Source organism: Bacillus sp. X1(2014) (genome assembly GCF_007678255.1).
In genome coordinates this window covers 283,527-302,278 of sequence record NZ_VEED01000003.1, presented here as the reverse complement: position 1 = coordinate 302,278, position 18,752 = coordinate 283,527, and the positions used below count along the sequence as shown (strand labels likewise).

At 37.3% G+C, this 18,752-nt stretch carries 17 protein-coding genes; all 17 read right to left on the bottom strand.

What is annotated here, in order from left to right:
• Nucleotides 1–24 precede the first annotated feature (24 nt).
• The 17 genes from pgsA to dapA all read right to left on the bottom strand — a co-directional run bounded on the left by pgsA (nucleotide 25) and on the right by dapA (nucleotide 18,699).
• Nucleotides 25–609, bottom strand: a complete 585-nt coding sequence (gene pgsA, locus FS608_RS08990; RefSeq protein WP_144549113.1) for a CDP-diacylglycerol--glycerol-3-phosphate 3-phosphatidyltransferase — start codon at nucleotides 607–609, stop codon at nucleotides 25–27.
• Nucleotides 610–660: 51 nt separating this feature from the next.
• Nucleotides 661–1,557, bottom strand: coding sequence for a helix-turn-helix domain-containing protein (locus FS608_RS08985; protein WP_144549111.1), 897 nt, complete (start codon nucleotides 1,555–1,557; stop codon nucleotides 661–663).
• 21 nt (nucleotides 1,558–1,578) lie between these two features.
• Nucleotides 1,579–2,367, bottom strand: a complete 789-nt coding sequence (locus FS608_RS08980; protein WP_144549109.1) for a DUF3388 domain-containing protein — start codon at nucleotides 2,365–2,367, stop codon at nucleotides 1,579–1,581.
• 171 nt (nucleotides 2,368–2,538) lie between these two features.
• Nucleotides 2,539–2,796: a DUF3243 domain-containing protein gene (locus tag FS608_RS08975; RefSeq protein ID WP_098571722.1), complete on the bottom strand. Its 258-nt coding sequence runs from the start codon at nucleotides 2,794–2,796 to the stop codon at nucleotides 2,539–2,541.
• 81 nt (nucleotides 2,797–2,877) lie between these two features.
• Nucleotides 2,878–3,597: an elongation factor P 5-aminopentanone reductase gene (gene ymfI, locus FS608_RS08970; protein ID WP_144549107.1), complete on the bottom strand. Its 720-nt coding sequence runs from the start codon at nucleotides 3,595–3,597 to the stop codon at nucleotides 2,878–2,880.
• Nucleotides 3,598–3,667: 70 nt separating this feature from the next.
• Complete coding sequence (yfmH, locus tag FS608_RS08965; RefSeq protein WP_144549105.1) at nucleotides 3,668–4,960, bottom strand: EF-P 5-aminopentanol modification-associated protein YfmH; 1,293 nt, start codon at nucleotides 4,958–4,960, stop codon at nucleotides 3,668–3,670.
• A complete protein-coding gene (gene yfmF, locus FS608_RS08960; RefSeq protein WP_395947728.1) occupies nucleotides 4,961–6,247 on the bottom strand; it encodes an EF-P 5-aminopentanol modification-associated protein YfmF in 1,287 nt (428 codons plus the stop codon).
• Between the two features lie 190 nt (nucleotides 6,248–6,437).
• Nucleotides 6,438–7,397 (bottom strand): ABC transporter permease, encoded by a 960-nt coding sequence (locus FS608_RS08955; protein WP_144549100.1) that lies wholly within the window; start codon nucleotides 7,395–7,397, stop codon nucleotides 6,438–6,440.
• A 1-nt stretch (nucleotide 7,398) separates the two neighbouring features.
• The gene (locus FS608_RS08950; protein ID WP_144549098.1) at nucleotides 7,399–8,445 is read right to left on the bottom strand and encodes an ABC transporter permease; all 1,047 of its coding nucleotides are present in this window, start codon (nucleotides 8,443–8,445) and stop codon (nucleotides 7,399–7,401) included.
• The gene (locus tag FS608_RS08945; protein ID WP_144549096.1) at nucleotides 8,438–9,973 is read right to left on the bottom strand and encodes an ABC transporter ATP-binding protein; all 1,536 of its coding nucleotides are present in this window, start codon (nucleotides 9,971–9,973) and stop codon (nucleotides 8,438–8,440) included. Before FS608_RS08945 ends, FS608_RS08950 begins: the two co-directional genes overlap by 8 nt.
• Before the next feature lie 206 nt (nucleotides 9,974–10,179).
• On the bottom strand, nucleotides 10,180–11,262 hold the full coding sequence (locus tag FS608_RS08940; protein WP_144549093.1) for a BMP family lipoprotein: 1,083 nt from the start codon (nucleotides 11,260–11,262) through the stop codon (nucleotides 10,180–10,182).
• An 88-nt stretch (nucleotides 11,263–11,350) separates the two neighbouring features.
• The gene (locus tag FS608_RS08935) at nucleotides 11,351–12,076 is read right to left on the bottom strand and encodes a GntR family transcriptional regulator (RefSeq protein ID WP_144549091.1); all 726 of its coding nucleotides are present in this window, start codon (nucleotides 12,074–12,076) and stop codon (nucleotides 11,351–11,353) included.
• 297 nt (nucleotides 12,077–12,373) lie between these two features.
• On the bottom strand, nucleotides 12,374–14,722 hold the full coding sequence (locus tag FS608_RS08930; protein ID WP_144549089.1) for an FtsK/SpoIIIE family DNA translocase: 2,349 nt from the start codon (nucleotides 14,720–14,722) through the stop codon (nucleotides 12,374–12,376).
• Nucleotides 14,723–14,850: 128 nt separating this feature from the next.
• On the bottom strand, nucleotides 14,851–15,072 hold the full coding sequence (locus tag FS608_RS08925; protein WP_313958705.1) for a YlzJ-like family protein: 222 nt from the start codon (nucleotides 15,070–15,072) through the stop codon (nucleotides 14,851–14,853).
• A 14-nt stretch (nucleotides 15,073–15,086) separates the two neighbouring features.
• The gene (locus FS608_RS08920; RefSeq protein WP_144549085.1) at nucleotides 15,087–15,833 is read right to left on the bottom strand and encodes a ClpP family protease; all 747 of its coding nucleotides are present in this window, start codon (nucleotides 15,831–15,833) and stop codon (nucleotides 15,087–15,089) included.
• A gap of 97 nt (nucleotides 15,834–15,930) precedes the next feature.
• Nucleotides 15,931–17,598, bottom strand: coding sequence for a ribonuclease J (locus tag FS608_RS08915; protein ID WP_144549083.1), 1,668 nt, complete (start codon nucleotides 17,596–17,598; stop codon nucleotides 15,931–15,933).
• Nucleotides 17,599–17,823: 225 nt separating this feature from the next.
• Complete coding sequence (gene dapA / locus FS608_RS08910) at nucleotides 17,824–18,699, bottom strand: 4-hydroxy-tetrahydrodipicolinate synthase (protein ID WP_144549081.1); 876 nt, start codon at nucleotides 18,697–18,699, stop codon at nucleotides 17,824–17,826.
• Nucleotides 18,700–18,752: the final 53 nt, after the last annotated feature.

The following is an 18,752-nucleotide window of genomic DNA, read 5'->3' as shown; positions in this document are numbered from 1 at the left end:
TCATCCTTTCAATCTTAGTAAGTCTTACTTTGAATTTTTAAGGACATGACTATTTTTTGCAAAATAATCCCATCCAGACCAAATCGTAAAAATTAATGCTACCCACAATGCCACGATATCAAAACGAAATGGAATCATTGCAAAAATAATGTTATGTAATAAAAGTGATGAAATGGCGACAATTTGCGCCCAGGTTTTAATTTTCCCAAGCATGTTAGCCGCAACAACTTCACCTTCTCCTGCAAGCAAGAGACGTAATCCTGTTACCGCAAACTCCCTGCTAATAATAATAATCACGATCCATGAAGGTGCATAAACATCATTCAATTCAACGAGAACAATCAAGGCAGCCGAGACCAATAATTTATCGGCCAGTGGGTCGAGAAATTTCCCCATATTAGTCACAAGGTTATACTTTCGTGCATAATGCCCATCAACCCAGTCAGTTGATGAGGCTAAAATAAAGATCAATGCACCAACAAAATGGGTCACTGGAAGGTCAGTTCCAAGGAGATGCATGTCGCCCCAATCAAAAGGAGCGAGCATAATAATCAAGAATATTGGAATTAATAATATTCTTGATACAGTAATTCTATTCGGAATATTCATAGTTTTCCTCCGTTTTATTATTAAAAGCGAAAAATAGTCATCAACAGATGACTATTCGTTTTTCAGAACATATTGGATCGTTATGTTCTGAACATTTGCAGTCGCTGGCACTGCATACTCGAGCTTTTGATCATTTACAAAGATATCAGTATCAGCAGCATTTCCGATACGAATAACAGCCTCGCTTTCTGCTGATAAATCCTCTGTTTGACTTTCATTATCACCTGTTTTTAATAATCCCTGAAAAAAGGATTTCCCTTTTCCATTTTTAATACTAACCCAAGTCTGCCCTTTAGAAACCAACTTCACAACAAACTTGTCTGCATTTTTTAATTCATAGGTTGAATTCCTGCCACTGCTTTTTACAGCAGTAATTTCTTGTTTTGGTGTTTCTTCTACAGTTGTTTGCTGTTCTTCCTGCTCAGTAGTATCTTTCTTTTCTTCGGTGTCGTCCTTCTTATTCTCTTCTACTTTTTCTTTTTCAAGATTCTCCGATTTCACAATTTTAACCGGTTCATTTTCTTTATTAATCGATTCATTTGTATTATCGCCCGCATGTTTATATACAAAATAATATAACAGGCTGGCAACTCCAATCACAAAAACACCGATTAAAACCTTTGGTAAAATATCGAATATTTTAGAATTGCTTTCTGAAATCGATTTATGTGTTTTCACTCTGGACAATTGCTGTGGCAATTCGTCATTTAAACTTGCAGGAATTTCACCTTTATAGGTTTCAAAAATTTCATCAGGATCAAGAGCTAACGCCTCTGCATACTGCTTAATAAATGCCCGAACATAAAAATTCCCGGGCATACTTGCATAATTCCCTTCTTCAATACCAATTAAATACCGCTTTTGAATTTTCGTCATGGATTGTAAATCGTCCAAGCTTAATCCTTTAGCTAATCGGGCTTCTTTTAGTCGATTCCCTAATTCAGTCAACTGTTAACACCTTCCAATTTATTAAAAATCAAAATCTCCAAAATCAGATCCGGAGAACATATTATGCTGATCAACGACCTCATATGTAATCTCTTCTTCCGAGTCATTCCTAAGCTCAATAATATAATCAAAATCATCGAGTGTATATTCTGAGTTTTGAACAAAAATATCAGGATGCTCGATGACTTTTACGGACGGAAGTCGCATGATTTCACGGACAAGCTGCCAATGACGCTCATTAGCACGTCTGGTGGAAACAATTCCATCCAAAATAAATAGATTGTTTTCGTTATATTCATCCTCAATTAATTGATTTCGGATTGTTTGTTTTAACAAAGTGGAAGACACAAATAACCAGCGTTTATTTGCACAAACACTTGCAGCCACCAATGATTCTGTTTTTCCAACTCGAGGCATTCCGCGAATACCAATCAGCTTATGGCCTTCCTGCTTAAATAATTCTGCCATAAAATCAACTAATAAGCCAAGTTCATCCCTTACAAAACGGAAGGTTTTTTTATCGTCCGCATCTCTTTGAATATAACGTCCATGTCTTACCGCAAGTCTGTCACGCAGTTTTGGTTCTCTAAGTTTAATTAGTTTTATTGTGTCCATCGTATGTAAAATTGACTCAAGTCGTTTAATTTGGTCATCATCTTTTGCTAAAATGAGTAATCCGCGACGGCCTTCATCCACACCATTTATTGTAACAATGTTAATCGAGAGCATTCCTAACAGGGATGAAATATCCCCTAACAGGCCTGGTCGGTTCTTCTGAATCTCATATTCTAAATACCATTCTTTTTTCAAGTAATAAACCTCCTTAAAAGAAGTTTCGACATTTTTTTTACAATTTCTTTTCTAACCCCTATAATAAATGATTTTGGATGAAGATGAAAGTAAAAACAAAGATATTCCGCTCGTTAACGGAGATTCCTCAAAGAATGCATACAAAAAGAGAGGAGAAAGTCCTCCTCTCTTTTAACGACTGCCGTTATTTTGAATCAATTTTACCATGATATTTGCAATTGCCTGTTGCTCTTCTTTATCTGCAACTGACCAAAGATCAGCAAGAATTCTTTCTTGTTCGTTTTTTGGCTCTACTTGGTTTGATAAATAATCACCAATTTGAAAAGCAAGGTTACTAATGGCCCCATCGCTCATACCTTCATTTTGTGCATGATGAAGACGATCGGCTAAGAAGTCCTCCCATTGTTTCCAATTATCTAAAACAGACATGGTTTTTTCCCTCCTTTAAATTAGTACAAGATTATTTTGTGACGAAGTGGAGGGAACTATACATTGATTACTTTTGAATTTTTATGTATACCACCCGCCATTTATTGCAAGGATTTGTCCCGTCATGTAAGATGAATCTTCGGAAAGCAAATATGCTACACTCCTCGCTATTTCCTCCGGCTGCCCCAATCTGCCCATTGGTATTTCGTCAGAAAGCTGATCCACTTCTTCTGGTGTAAAACTTTCCATCATTGGAGTCAATATGGCTCCAGGGGCAATGGCATTTACTCGAATTCCATTCATAGCTACTTCTTTACTTAATGCCTTAACAAATGCAATTTGCGCACCCTTAACCGTAGAATATGCCACTTCACAAGCCGCGCCTGTTTGCCCCCAAATCGAGGTAATCATCACAATATTTCCGTTTCCTTTAGCAAGTAATTTCGGAAGAAGCTCTTTTGTGAGCATTAATGGGGTGAACACATGAACATTTAATAATGCTTCAGCTTCAGATTGTTGTAAATCCACAAGAAGTCCATATTGACTTTGGCCACCGCAATGGATAATCGCATCTAGCGAAAATATTTCTGAATAAACCTTCTTATATCCACTCGGATCAGCTAAATTTGCTTGAATTGGAATATACTCCCCACCGTAGGACTCCAATTTATTTATTAATTCCTTCATTGCTTGTTTATTTTTATGGTAATGCAGATACAGATGATAGCCTTTTTCTGCCAGGTTAAACGCAATCGCTTGGCCGATTCCACCACTAGCTCCCGTTATTAATACATATTTCATTTTGTTCCCACTCTCTTTATTTGAAACTTTCACACAGAAAAAGCGCCGGATATACGACGCTTTCATGTATTTATTTTTTCTTAGGAATCACTTGACATACTGAAAACCGTTCTTCTGATATGACTTCTGATGCCAGCATTTTAACATCGTTTAATGTGATTTTTTCAAGTGTTGGAACCACATCAAACAAATTCATATCATTAAACGCATAGCGCGTAAATTGATTAGCGATATATTCTGGCGAGTTTACCGAACGCAAGAATGCACCAATCTTTTTCTTTTTCGCTCTTTCTAACTGCTCTTCATTAAATACAGTTTGATTTTTAGCATCAAGCAGCATTTTTTGAAGAGTTTCCGCTAATTTATCAGGTTCTCCAGTGTCACCGCCAATCATGGCAAAACCAAAGCCTTGTTCTTGGGTATAATCGAAAGAAAAAGTTTCATCAATTAGTCCATCATTATAGAGTTGATTGTAATTTTCCGAACTTTTCCCAAACAATAAATCCAATAAGACATTCATGGTTAATTCATTTTTCATCATTTCATTTCCGCTTTGATCGACATGGAGGGCTTTAATTCCAATTAAACATTTTGATGTTTGCACATTCATTTCAAGTACCTGTCTTTTTTCAGCTGCCTCTGTCGGCTCATTTTCAAATTTACGCTGAATCTCAGGCATATCTTTGTATTCTTTTTTCGCTTGATTTTCTTTTACTTGATTCATAAAATTTTCTGGATTAACAGGACCGACAATAAATAATAGCATGTTACTCGGATGATAAAAGGTATTATAGCATTCATAAAGCCAATCTTTAGTAATATGGGAAATCGATTCAATTGTTCCAGCAATATCAATTTTCACTGGGTGGTTTTTGTATAGATTTTGAATTAATCCAAAATATAAACGCCAATCCGCATTATCATCATACATGGTAATTTCTTGCCCAATTATTCCTTTTTCTTTTTCAACTGTTTTCTCTGAAAAATATGGATCCTGAACAAAATCAATGAGTGTTTCCAGATTTTTTTCTACGTCAGACGTGCTTGAAAATAAATAGGCGGTTCGAGTAAAAGAGGTAAACGCATTAGCAGATGCTCCCTGGCGGCTAAATTGTTGAAAAACATCACCGTCTTCTTTTTCAAACAGCTTATGCTCTAAGAAGTGAGCTATTCCATCAGGGACTTTAACATACTCTTCTTTTCCTAATGGAACAAAAGTATTATCTACAGAACCATACTTTGTCGTAAAGGTAGCAAAGGTTTTATTAAATCCTTTTTTTGGTAAAATATACACATTTAGACCATTGGCTAGTTTTTCATGGTAAAGTTCTTCTTGAAGCTGGTCAAAACTAATTTTCTCCATTTATTTGCCCGCCTCCGTTCCTGTTAAGAAGTAGATGGTATCGATTTCGATTTTTTTAGCGACTGCGATGATTTCTTCTTTTGTTACATTTTGCATTTCTTGCAGCCATGTATCAAGATTAATATTTGCATCGGCAACAACATTATGATAAAGAATTTCAGTTAACCCTCTTGATGTATCGATCGTCTCGAGGATTTGATTTTGGATGACAGCTTTGGTTTGGACGAGTTCTTGGTCTGTAAAATCACCATTCCTCATCGCCTCTAATTGATCATGAATAATTCCAACTGCCTGATCATAATTCTTTAAATCAATTCCTGACATAACCATCATTAAGCCTTTATGACTTTCAAGTCGACTTGCTGCATAATAAGCAAGACTTGCTTTTTCACGTACATTTATAAATAATTTAGAATGGGAGAAGCCGCCAAATATACCATTGAATACTTGCAAGGCAAAATAATCTGGATCCCCATAGACGATATTTGTGCGATAGCCAATGTTTAATTTCCCTTGTTTTACATCTTGCTGCTCTTTTACTTCATTGACTTGCCTATTCAAACTTACCTTTTCTTGTACTAATTTTTTCGGTGTTCTATCCTCAAACTGTAATAGATCTGATGCAAGTTGCTTTACTTCTTCTTCATTCACATCACCGATAATATATAAATCCATTTCATCCGTTAAAAAGGCGTTTTGATAATATTCATATAAATTCTCTGCAGTAATGGCATCTACATCTGCGGCATCCCCGTTTACTTCTAAGGCATAGGGTTCCCCCTTACACATTTCTTGAATAAGGCGTACATTTGAGTAGCGCATTTTATCATCAAAAACGGATTGAATCCTTTGTTTTTGTGTCCTTTTCTCTTTTTCTACGGTGTCTGGATCAAAAGCATTACCTTTAATGTTTGGTTTTGTTAATATTTCCGCTAATAATTCAAACCCTTTTCTTAATAATGGACTTGGATCACTTAAGAATTTTTCATTGGCAATTTCGATTGAAAAACTCATGATATGGTATTCACCTTTTTTAGATAAATCCACAAAAAGTGTCGCGCCATATAACTCATCAAGATAGGACCGAAGTGCTGTGGTTGAAGAATATTTTGCTGAACTGCTTTGCAATACTTGTGGAAGAAGTGCTCGTTTGGTTACATCTCCTTTTGTAAGCGGGGCTTTCATTTTCCAGATTAAAGTATTCGTTTTATATTTTTCTGTTGGAATCACATGAAGTCTATATCCTTTAAGCTCCGTTATTTTTTCTGTAGCTGTTGCCACATACATTCCTCCTTAACTGTTCAAAGGGTTCTACATTACAATATGTAAACATTTTTCTTTATATCATTTCCAATGAAAGAAAACCTATACTTATTACTATAATTTGGCAGGCTTGTATAATACAAGCGATATCACTTTATCTTCAAAAAAAAGAACCCCTGATCTATTAACCAGGGGTTCTATGTTGTAAATGATATTATCTGCTGCCTTTAATGTAGTGAGTACCAGATGCTTTTGGTGCATCGGCACGTCCAATGAATCCTGTTAGTGCTAATATTGTTAACACATAAGGAGCTATCAACAAATATACATTCGGAATTTCTTTTAAGAATGGTAAACTTGAGCCAATGATACTGATACTTTGTGCAAAACCAAAGAATATTGCAGCACCTAGTGAGCCAAGTGGATGCCATTTCCCGAAAATCATTGCCGCTAATGCCATGAAACCTTGACCACTGATTGTTGAATGGCTGAAGTTAGAAGTAATGGATTGTGCATATACTCCACCACCAAGTCCACCAAGAGCTCCAGAAAGGATGACGCCGTAATAACGCATTTTGGTTACATTAATCCCCATTGTGTCTGCAGCCATCGGATGTTCACCGACTGAGCGGAGTCTAAGTCCAAATGGTGTCTTGGAAACAATGTACCAAACTATAATAGCAACAAGGATTGCAAGGAATGAAGTCCAATACGTATTTTGGAAGAAAATTTTACCGATAACTGGAATATCTTTCAAAACTGGAATATCAATTTTGCTAAACCCTTTACTGATAATTCCTGTTTCACCTTTATCAAAAATAAGTTTTACTAGAAACAGAGTAAGACCTGTTGCAAGCAAGTTAATGGCAACACCAGATACTGTATGGTCTGCACGGAATGTAATGGCAGCGACAGCATGTAACATAGAAAAGAATGCTCCTGCAACCATTGCTATTAAAAGGGCAATCCAAGGTGTAGCACTGCCAAATGTATCAAATGTAAATAAGTTAAACACGATAGCTGAAAATGCCCCGATAACCATTAAACCTTCAAGCCCAATATTTACTACCCCAGATCGCTCTGAGAAAATACCGCCTAATGCAGTGAAGACAAGTGGAGCAGCCCATAGTAACGTGGATGGAACAAGAATCATTAAGATATCCATAAAACTCAACTTACTTCACCTCCTTCTTACTGATTCGGTCAAGAAATACTCTAATGAAATAACTTGATGCTACAAAGAAAACGATTAATGCAATGATGATATCAACTAATTCATTCGGTACCCCTGCTTCAAGCGGCATGTTTAATGCTCCTACTTTTAGAACACCAAATAATATTGCTGAGAAAAATACTCCTAACGCAGTATTACCACCTAGTAAAGCAACGGCAATTCCATCGAAACCTACGCCGGAGAATCCGCCCTTAACTGCGGCATATTCGAATGTACCTAGTCCTTCCATAGCTCCCGCTAATCCAGCAAACGCTCCGGAAATAACCATTGAAAGGATAATATTTTTATTAACGTTCATGCCGGCATATTGAGCAGCATGCTGGTTAAAACCTACTGACCTTAATTCAAATCCTCTGGTTGTTCTTTCTAATAAGAACCACATAATAAAACAAGATAAAATTGCAAGTAGAATACCCCAGTGAAGTCGTGAATAATCAGTTAGACTTTCTAACCAACCAGATCGTAAGGTTGCAGATTTATGAATAGGGCCGGAATTGTCCCCGTGGTCTGTTATAACATTTCTAATTAGATAGTTCGACACATGTAAGGCAACATAGTTCATCATAATGGTAACAATTACTTCATGAACACGAAAGCGAGCTTTTAACAAACCAGGAATAAATGCCCAAAGCGCACCTGCAACGATTGCGGCTAAGATAGCAAGCGGTAAATGAATCACACGAGGAAGATCAAAAGCTACCCCAACCCAAACTGCTGCTAGCCAGCCTACTAAGAATTGTCCCTCAACACCAATATTAAATAAGCCTACTCGGAAAGCAAAAGCAACAGCTAATCCGGCTAATATATATGGGGTAAACTGTCTTACTACTTCCCCGATGTAATAGATATCTCCAAATGCTCCATTCCAAAGTGCGATAAAGGCCGCTAATGGATTGTACCCACTAACTAACATAATTATTGTTCCAACAAGAATGCCTAATAGTACAGCAATAATTGGTGTTAAAATACTTCTCACCCGTTTAGACATGAGTTCCTTCACCCGCTTCCTTTCTATTCGATCCAGCCATCAACAATCCAAGTTCCTGCTCAGTTGTTTCCTTAGGATTTACGACAGCAACAATTTTCCCCTCGTAGATAACAGCAATTCGATCACTGACATTCATAATTTCATCCAATTCAAAGGATACCAATAAGACGCCTTTGCCATTATCGCGTTGTTCAATTAAGCGTTTATGAATAAATTCAATCGCTCCAACATCTAGTCCACGTGTTGGCTGTGCTGCGATCAGTAAATCAGGGTTTCTATCAACTTCACGACCAATGATAGCTTTTTGCTGATTTCCTCCCGATAGAGCCCGCGCCAAAGTATATTCACTTGGTGTACGCACATCAAATTCACTAATTAATGTTTTTGCTTTCTTATAAATTTCACCAAAATTTAAGATTCCGTTTTTGGAGAATGGTTTTTTATTGTAGGTTTGTAAAACCATGTTCTCCCCGATTGGGAAGTTTAATACCAACCCGTGCTTGTGTCGGTCTTGAGGAATATGCCCTACACCAGATTCGGTAATCTGTCTTGGTGTATGATTGATCAATTCTTTTCCATTTAATTTCACACTGCCACTTTCTGACTTACGTAATCCAGTAATAGCTTCAATAAATTCAGATTGTCCATTACCATCGACACCAGCGATTCCGACAATCTCACCAGCACGAACAGTAAGATTCAGGCCATTAACAACTGTAACACCACGCGTGTCTTTGACAACCAAATCCTTAATTTCAAGGACATCTTGTTTTGGTGATGCTTCTTTTTTATCAGTTTTAAAAACAACTTCACGTCCTACCATTAAGCTTGCAAGTTCATTTGGGTTTGTTTCACTTACTGTGACTGTTCCAATTCCTTTCCCTTTTCGAATGACTGTACAGCGGTCTGAAACTTCCATAATCTCTTTAAGCTTATGGGTAATAAGAATAATAGATTTACCTTCTTTTATAAGCGTTTTCATAATTTGGATTAATTCTTTAATTTCTTGTGGTGTCAGCACAGCTGTAGGCTCATCAAAAATTAGAATTTCTGCACCGCGATATAGTGTTTTTAAGATTTCCACACGCTGTTGCATTCCCACGGAAATATCGGAAATTTTCGCCTGCGGGTCGACAGATAAGCCGTAACGTTCAGAAATTTCACGAACTTGCTGTTCAGCTTTTTTAATGTCGATTTTCCCTGCAGATGTAATTTCTCTTCCTAGAATAATATTTTCGGTAACTGTAAATGTGTCAACTAGCATAAAGTGCTGATGGACCATCCCAATTCCTAGATCGTTAGCGATATTAGGATTTGAAATATTAACAGGTTTCCCTTTAACACGGATTTCACCTTTCTCAGGTTGATATAAACCAAAGAGCACATTCATCAAAGTGGATTTACCCGCACCATTTTCTCCAAGCAAGGCATGGATTTCACCCTTTTTTAATTGAAGGGTTATGTTATCATTCGCAACAAAGCCATTAAACTCTTTACGGATGTTAAGCATTTCAATTACATATTCCATCATTTCTCACTCCCTGTGATAAGGTAAAAGGAAAATTTGACCAGCAGTAGTAAGAGGTCAGACCTTTCCGAATTTTAAAAAAACAGGGAATCTCTCCCCACTGTAATCCTAAATGAAATGTAGAATGACCATTCTACGCTTCAGTTAAGATTCATTAGAAAGGAATAAGCGAGCAGGTATGATGTCCCGCTTATTCCACACAAAAATTATTTTGCACTAAAGTTCTTTAATTCATCACGAGTTCCTGGAACTTTTACAGCACCAGACTTAATCTTATCAACCCATTCTTTTACAGCAGCTTCAATATCAGCTTTTTTATCTGCCTTCGCATTGACTGGTGCTAAGCCTACGCCATCTTCAGCTAAACCATAAACGATAGCTTCGCCGCCAGGGAAGTTTCCATCCATTGCTTTCTTTGATAAGTCTTGAACTGCAACATCAACACGCTTAAGTGCTGAAGTAAGAACTACATCTGGACCCATGTCGTTTTGGTCGCGGTCTACACCGATTGCCCAAATTTCTTTACTAGGATCTTTCGCTTTTCTGTCAGAAGCTTCTTTGAAAAGTCCGTTACCAGTACCACCCGCTGCGTGGAAAACAACGTCTGCACCAGAAGAATACATTTTAGAAGCAATGTTTTGTCCAAGTTCCGCTTTATCAAATGCACCAGAATATTGAACATCTACTTTTACCTCTGGTTTTGCAGCCTTAACACCTGCTAAGAATCCAGATTCAAAACGTTCAATAACAGGGATTTCCATACCACCAATGAATCCGATGTGGTTAGATTTTGTTTGAAGAGCTGCTGCTACACCAGCAAGGAAGGCAGCTTCTTGCTCTTTGAAAAGAACGGTTGCCACGTTTGGTTGTTTAACTTCAGCATCGATGATAGCAAAGTGTGAATCTTTTTGTTGTTTCGCGATTTCTTCAACAGCAGCCTGCATTAAGAAACCAATTCCGTAAACTAAATCAAAGTCTTGACGAGCAAGAGTGTTTAGGTTTGTAGAATAGTCCGCATCAGATTTTGATTGAAGGTAATCATATCCGCCTTTACCTTTTGATAATCCGTTATCTTTACCGAATTTTTGAAGACCTTCCCATGCAGATTGGTTAAATGATTTGTCATCAACACCGCCAACATCAGTAACCATTGCTACAGAGAATTCATTTTTCTTTTCTCCGCCTTTAGATGTATCTTTGTTTGTATCATCACTTTTTCCACAAGCTCCTAATAGTGTACCAGCAGCAAGAACTAGTGATAATGCAGTTCCAATTTTACGCTTTTTCATGGTATTGACCCCCTATGAATATGGTTTGATTTAGTAAAAATGTTTGTGTAGCAAGACTGATTGCGTTTTCAAGATAGATAAAAAAATTTTAAATTCTTTTCCTTAAAACATGAAAACTAAACTTGTCCGCTTTAAAATAGTTTACCGAAAATAGGATAGGTTCATCCATTTCATCAAAATGCATTTGTTTTAAAACTAACAAAGCAGTTTCAGGTTCGCATTCTAGAATTGGGGAAATCTTTTCATGATAGCCTAATGGCTCGATTTGAGCAACCGCGTATGTAATTCTTCTGTTTGCCTTTTCTTCCAAAATATGAAAGATTGATTCTTCTGCGTGGGAAAATGTTTCCGGCAGAATACGATTTGGTACCTTATCGACACAATAGACGACTGGTTCCCCATTGGCGGTTCTAACCCTCTCCATCACGAAAATCTCCTCATCAATAGAACAGGAAAAACGGCGAATATCCTCTTCGGTAGCATCTTGTGTTGATGAACTAAGGAAAATTGTTCCAGGAGTCATTCCAGCTTGTTTGATCATAGCTGTCACACTATTAAGTTGTTCTATCCCTGACGTAAACAAAGGCTTTACGTTAACAAAAGTACCAACGCCATGACGTCTAATGATAACATTTTCTTCTTCGAGGATCCGCAATGCTTCTCGAAGGGTTGCCCTGCTCACACCAAGCTGTTTGGCCAAATCAAACTCAGATGGTAATTTCTCTTTTTCTTTATATACCCCATCTGCAATATCTTGCTTTAGACGATCGATAACTTGTAGGTATAAATGCCGGTTATCTGATTTTATAGACATGCTGTATCCTCCAGCCTTTTCCTTAGACATCAGACATCTGATATCATTTCTACTAATCGAAATTTATATTAACACTTTTTTTTGAATAAATAAATAGCTATTTATAAATTTTGTCGATAATGGGTGAAGCTTATGTCACAAATGTATCAAGGTAATTTTTCCTATCTAGCAATTTTGAAATAAAGAGAAATTTTACCCATAAAAATAACCTTTATTATGATAATATCCCCATCATAATAAAGGCATTATTTTATCTCAGCCTATCTTTTACCGCTTCTATAAGTTTCATCAAATAAATTATGAACTTTGTTCTTCTTTATCTATGGGTTTCGACTGAAGGACAGCTCGCGGCTTACTGCCTTCATAAGGTCCAACAATCCCGCGTGCTTCCATTTCGTCGATTAACCTTGCAGCTCTTGTATAGCCAATACGAAAACGTCTTTGCAGCATAGAAACTGATGCTGTTTGCATTTCAATAATTAAGTCAACAGCCTCTTCATAAATATCATCATCGACCGCGCCCGTTACTTCTGGGATATCATCTGGAATCATTTCATCCTGATACTGCGCTTTTTGCTGTCCAATTACAAATTCTACTGTGTCCTCAACTTCTTGGTCAGAAAGGAAAGCACCTTGAACTCGAACTGGCTTAGATTCTCCAACTGGAAGGAATAACATATCGCCTCTTCCTAACAGTTTTTCTGCCCCCCCCATATCCAAAATGGTCCTGGAATCGGTAGCACTTGATACGGCAAAAGCAATTCTAGATGGAATATTTGCTTTAATAACCCCAGTAATGACATCAACAGATGGCCGTTGCGTAGCAATAATTAAATGAATTCCTGCCGCACGGGCCATTTGTGCAAGGCGGGTAATCGAATCTTCTACATCTGAGGAGGCAACCATCATTAAGTCAGCTAACTCATCAACAATAACAACAATAAATGGCAGCAATGGCTGTTTATCATTTTCTTCTAAGTTATGCCTTCTGACATGTTCATTATAGCCCTCAATATTACGCGTACCCGTATGTGAGAACAAATCGTAACGTCTTTCCATTTCGCTTACTACTTTTTGCAATGCTTGTGAGGCTTTTTTTGGATTCGTTACAACCGGTGCTAATAGGTGTGGAATGCCATTATAAACATTCAATTCTACCATTTTTGGGTCTATCATCATTAATTTTACTTCATGAGGCTTTGCTCGCATCAAGATACTAGTGATAATTCCGTTTATACAAACAGATTTACCGCTCCCAGTTGCACCAGCAACTAACAAATGGGGCATTTTATTTAATTCTGCTAAAACAGCCTCACCAGTTATGTCTCTGCCTAATCCAATTAATAGTTTTGAGTCAGGTTTGTCATTTTGGGTTGCTTCTAATACCTCACGAAGTGAAACCATTGCCACTTCTGAATTAGGTACTTCTATTCCAATTGCTGATTTACCAGGGATAGGAGCTTCAATTCGAATTCCTTTAGCAGCTAGTGCTAATGCTAAGTCATCACTTAGACTAACAATTTTACTAACTTTTACACCTACATCTGGATGAACTTCATATTTTGTTACAGCTGGTCCTAAATGTACTTGGGTTACTCTCGCTTTTACTCCAAAGCTCTGAAATGTTCTTTCAAGCTTTGCAGCATTTGCATGGATTTGTTCATATTCACCACTTTGGTCCGCCTTCTTAGGCAGACTTAACAATCGAAGCGGCGGTAACTCATAGTCAATATTCTCCACTTCTGTAAAAGTGATTGGCGGAATTGGATCTTCATTTTCTTCCGGTTTGCTTTTTGTTTGCTTCGTTTCTACTGGTTGATTTGTATCAATTACCTCTTCTACATAGGCCCTATCAGCGAAGCTTGAAATTATTGGCTCTGGTGAACTAACTTCTTCCTGTGGAGATTGTGGTTCTGTAGTTGACCTTGTCTGGCGATTTTGTTCATGATTTTCCTGTTCTTGTCTTCTTTGCGTAGTTCTTTCTGCTTTTTTGTCTAGCTTTTTTTGTTTCCATTCTGTCATATCGGTTTTAAACGCATCCCACTGACTTTTTGAAAAATCAACTAGAACCATCATGATTTTCCCAACAAAATCTCCAAATGATTTCCCAGTCAGTAAAATAACTCCAATTAAGATAAAAATAAAAGCTATAATTTTCGTTCCAGTCTCAGCAAATAAATAATGGAATAAGGCAAATAATACTGCCCCAAGCATTCCCCCGCCTAAATCGGTTGTGCTTGTTTCACCTCTAAGCTCCATCATAAACAGTTCCCATGTATTGCTGATGACACTGGGGTCTTTAAATTTCCCATCATTGGTTAGCAAATGAAAAAGGGTTACATGACTTAGGAGCAGAATCGCTGATGTAATAAAATACACTCCAACTAATTTAATGTGGAAGAAAAAAGGAATATTGCGTTTCCACATCAAATAAACGCTTAATACCACTAGTCCAATTAAACTGAGCATATACCATTCACCCATCCAAAAACGGAAGAAGATCACGGTTGCTTTCCCTACTGCACCAAGTTTTGCTATCGATATGATCGCAACCGCTAAAATGGCCAGTGCGGATAATTCAAATTGAACGGTCTTTTTCAAATGGTTATCTCTCTTTTTAGGTTGTCTTCTCTTTTTCTTTGCCATCTAATCACCCTGTGTTTATTATGGTAAATCATCCTTTAATATAAAACATCCCTGTATCAGAGGGTAAAAAGGAAGAAAGCAGCCTTGCTGGCTGCTCTTGTGTGTTCACTTGATTATACCATAATCTACTAATACAAAGCGGACAATCCTTCTAGGTTTGCGAAAGAAATTTTTGCTCCCGGGCATATTTGGTTATCTAAGTAATGCTGAGGATCTGTACTTAGATTCCGAATGACTTGAACATTTTGACCATCTATCAACTCTACTAAGAGGGGTATGCCCTGATAGCTGACCATTTGCTGTTTGCTTGGTGATTCCGTCTCATAAGGAAAAACCAATTCGGGTGGCATCATGGTGTAAAGTATCATTGGATCAGCCCTTCATCCTTTTCTTTATGGAGGTCAATCATTTCATTTAACTTTTTCATTGCCTGACCAAGACCTCCTACTTCATCAATTAAACCTGTCTTAACTGCATCAACACCAATTACATTTGTTCCAATGTCCCTGGTTAGATTTCCTTTTGCAAACATTAAATCTTTAAATGTTTCTTCGGTAATTTTAGAATGCTTCGTTACAAAATTGATGACCCGATCTTGCATTTTATCCAAATATTCAAAGGTTGCTGGAACTCCAATCACAAGACCAGTCAAGCGGATAGGATGAATGGTCATTGTAGCGGTTTCTGCTATAAAAGAATAGTCACAAGAAACAGCAATTGGGACTCCAATCGAATGACCTCCTCCTAATACAATTGAAACAGTTGGTTTTGATATTGTCGCTAGCATTTCGGAGATAGCAAGCCCCGCCTCAACATCACCGCCAACTGTATTTAAAATGATTAGAACGCCCTCTATTTTAGGATTTTGTTCAATTGCGACGAGTTGTGGAATGATATGCTCATATTTTGTTGTTTTATTTTGCGGTGGCAGAGCTAAATGTCCTTCAATTTGACCGATAATCGTCAAACAATGAATTTTAGAATCTGTTGAAAGTTGTGGGACATTTGTTTGTCCTAGTTGTTGAATTTTCTCTATTAATGCTGAAGAAGGTTTATCCTCTTTTTGAGGTTCCCCGCCTTCTTGATTATTTTTTTGTATATCGTTATTCATCCTTAATACTCCCTTCAAACATGATATAGGTTAGTATTATCTTATAAGGTAATTTCATGCCAAAAATAAAAAGCACTGGCATTCCAGTGCTTTCTTTCTAGATTTCCATAATGATTGGAAGAATCATTGGTCTTCTTTTTGTTTTTTCATATAGGTTACGGTTTAATTCTTCTCTAATTTCTTGCTTTAAACTTGACCACTCAAATGAATCCTTCGCAATATTTCTCTCTACAATGTCACGAACTAGTTTTGTTGACTCCTCCATCAATTTTTCTGATTCGCGAACATAAACAAATCCTCTAGAAATAATTTCAGGGCCAGCTGCTATACTCTTGTCTTGTTTTTTTAATGTTACTACAACAATTAGGATTCCATCCTGTGATAAGAGCCTTCGATCACGAAGGACAATATTCCCGACATCTCCAACACCAATGCCGTCAATTAGAATATTTCCAGAAGGAACCTTGCCTGCAACGGCGAGCCTGCCTTCCTTCCATTCAAGAATATCACCACGGTCAGGGATAATAATTTGTTCATCAGTCAGCCCACATTCCAAAGCTAATTTCCGATGGGCCTTAAGCATCCGGTATTCACCATGTACAGGAACCAGATATTTTGGTTTCATTAAGTTAATCATAAATTTTAATTCTTCTTGACTGCCATGACTTGATACATGGATGGTCCTTTTACCCGATATAACATTGGCACCAGCTCTAAAGAGCATATCGATAGTTTTAAATAAAAATACTTCACTTCCTCTTAATGGGGAAGCGGCAATTAATACGGTATCTCCTTTTTGGATGTTAACCACTTTATCCATTTGCTTTGCCATTTTTTGCAGAGCCTCGATTGGTTCACCTTGACTTCCAGTCATTAATACGACAATTTCCCGATCTTGATATTCTTTTATCTGACTAACTGGAATAATTAAATCCTCATCTACTTCTAAATATCCCAAATCAAGGGCAATATGATAAATTCTCTCTAAGCTTTTTCCAACCACAGTGACTTTACGTCCGTTTTCCTTGGCTGCATTAAAAATATGCTGAATTCTATTTATATCTGAGGCAAAGCATGCTGCAATAATCCTTCCAGGTGCATTATAGAAGGCATTGGACATTTCGCGCTCAACAATTGCCTCTGATGCTGTATAGCCAGGCTTTTCAGCTTCTGTACTATCAGACAATAAGCATAGTACCCCTTGTTCCCCTATTGCAGCCATCTTTCCGATTTCAGGTTTATAAAGCTGCGTTGCCGCTTGATCAAATTTAAAATCACCTGTATAGACAATTATTCCTTCAGAGGTATGGATGCAAATCCCCACAGAATCAGGAATACTGTGATTGGTTTTAAAGAAGCTTACATCTACGGCATCTAATTTAACAATCGTATCAGACTGTACTTCAATAAAATTGGTCTTACTAAAATAATCTTGCTCTCTAAGTTTTGCATTTGCAAGAGCAAGTGTGAGCTTAGTTCCATAAACAGGTACATCAATATGACGGAGAACATACGATAATGCCCCAATATGATCTTCATGACCATGGGTTAAAAATATTGCCTTTACCCGTTCCTTATTTTCTTTTAAATATGTAATATCCGGAATCACAATATCTATGCCTAGCATTTCTTCCTCGGGGAACATTAAGCCGGCATCAATAATAAATATGTCCTTGTCCACTTCAACCAGATACATATTTTTACCGATTTCTCCTACACCACCAAGTGTGATTACCTTAATGGAGTTATTAATTTTGTTTATCAATTTGTAAATCCTCCTATGTTGTAACTAAATTTAATTTATTGAACTCCGAAAAATGTCTAGCTCTAGCTCCGCTCATTGGGTGCATCCGCTTTTCTTATTTCCGATCCAAATCAGTTATGATTATTATACTTGATTTTTGAAAACCTTTCCAACAAAAAAGTAATAATGAAGTTTTACTGAAATAAAAAAGCCAACCGACTATTTCTTTCGGTTGGCTTTTTCAATTTATTTTAATTGTTTTAATAATGAAATTAATGTTGTACGTTCTTGTTCTGTCAGCCCAACGAGCGGGAGCCTTACTGACCCGACATCTAATCCTGCAACCTGTAACGCTGTTTTTACAGGAGCAGGACTCGGTGCAGCAAATAAACCTTGCATAACTGGGAGAAGCTGTTGATGCATTTTAGCAGCCTTTTCATTCTCACCGTTAAAAAATGCTTTAACCATTTCCTGCAGCTGATTCCCAATTACGTGTGATGCAACCGAAATTACACCTACCCCGCCAATAGACAGAACAGGGATTGTCATACTATCATCACCACTATATAAAACAAAATCATCATCTGTATTTGCAACGATATGTGTCATTGCATTAAGATCACCGCTTGCTTCCTTAACCGCAACAATATTCGCTATCTTTGAAAGTCGAATAATCGTCTCAGGATGGATATTAACTGCAGAACGTCCTGGTATGTTGTAAACCATTACCGGCAAGGAAGTTGCTTCTGCAACAGCCTTGAAATGCTGATACAGGCCTTCCTGATTTGGTTTATTATAATAAGGGGCAACAATCATGATCGCATCCACACCCAGCTGCTCAGCTTTTTTTGTCAGTTCAATGGATGCGTAAGTATTATTGCTTCCTGTTCCAGCTATTACTGGAATTCGATTATTTACAACTTTAACAACATGATCAAATAATGCCAGCTTTTCTTCTTTTGTTAAGGTTGGTGATTCACCAGTAGTTCCTGCAATTACAAGAGAATCTGTTCCATTTTCAATTAAATAATTCACTAATTGCGTGGTTTTAACAAAGTCAATATGACCTTTTTTATCAAAGGGAGTTACCATTGCAGTCGATACTCGCCCGAAATGAACCATATTTCTACTCCTCTCAATACCATCAAGCATAATTAAATCCACATTCATCTAAG

What these genes read in the sequence shown, in the direction of transcription:
- pgsA (WP_144549113.1), bottom strand. Translation starts at nt 609, where the DNA reads ATGAATATTCCGAATAGAATTACTGTATCAAGAATATTATTAATTCCA.
- FS608_RS08975 (WP_098571722.1), bottom strand. Translation starts at nt 2,796, where the DNA reads ATGTCTGTTTTAGATAATTGGAAACAATGGGAGGACTTCTTAGCCGAT.
- ymfI (WP_144549107.1), bottom strand. Translation starts at nt 3,597, where the DNA reads ATGAAATATGTATTAATAACGGGAGCTAGTGGTGGAATCGGCCAAGCG.
- yfmH (WP_144549105.1), bottom strand. Translation starts at nt 4,960, where the DNA reads ATGGAGAAAATTAGTTTTGACCAGCTTCAAGAAGAACTTTACCATGAA.
- yfmF (WP_395947728.1), bottom strand. Translation starts at nt 6,247, where the DNA reads ATGTATGTGGCAACAGCTACAGAAAAAATAACGGAGCTTAAAGGATAT.
- FS608_RS08950 (WP_144549098.1), bottom strand. Translation starts at nt 8,445, where the DNA reads ATGTCTAAACGGGTGAGAAGTATTTTAACACCAATTATTGCTGTACTA.
- FS608_RS08945 (WP_144549096.1), bottom strand. Translation starts at nt 9,973, where the DNA reads ATGGAATATGTAATTGAAATGCTTAACATCCGTAAAGAGTTTAATGGC.
- FS608_RS08940 (WP_144549093.1), bottom strand. Translation starts at nt 11,262, where the DNA reads ATGAAAAAGCGTAAAATTGGAACTGCATTATCACTAGTTCTTGCTGCT.
- FS608_RS08935 (WP_144549091.1), bottom strand. Translation starts at nt 12,076, where the DNA reads ATGTCTATAAAATCAGATAACCGGCATTTATACCTACAAGTTATCGAT.
- FS608_RS08930 (WP_144549089.1), bottom strand. Translation starts at nt 14,722, where the DNA reads ATGGCAAAGAAAAAGAGAAGACAACCTAAAAAGAGAGATAACCATTTG.
- FS608_RS08925 (WP_313958705.1), bottom strand. Translation starts at nt 15,072, where the DNA reads ATGCCACCCGAATTGGTTTTTCCTTATGAGACGGAATCACCAAGCAAA.
- FS608_RS08920 (WP_144549085.1), bottom strand. Translation starts at nt 15,833, where the DNA reads ATGAATAACGATATACAAAAAAATAATCAAGAAGGCGGGGAACCTCAA.
- dapA (WP_144549081.1), bottom strand. Translation starts at nt 18,699, where the DNA reads ATGGTTCATTTCGGGCGAGTATCGACTGCAATGGTAACTCCCTTTGAT.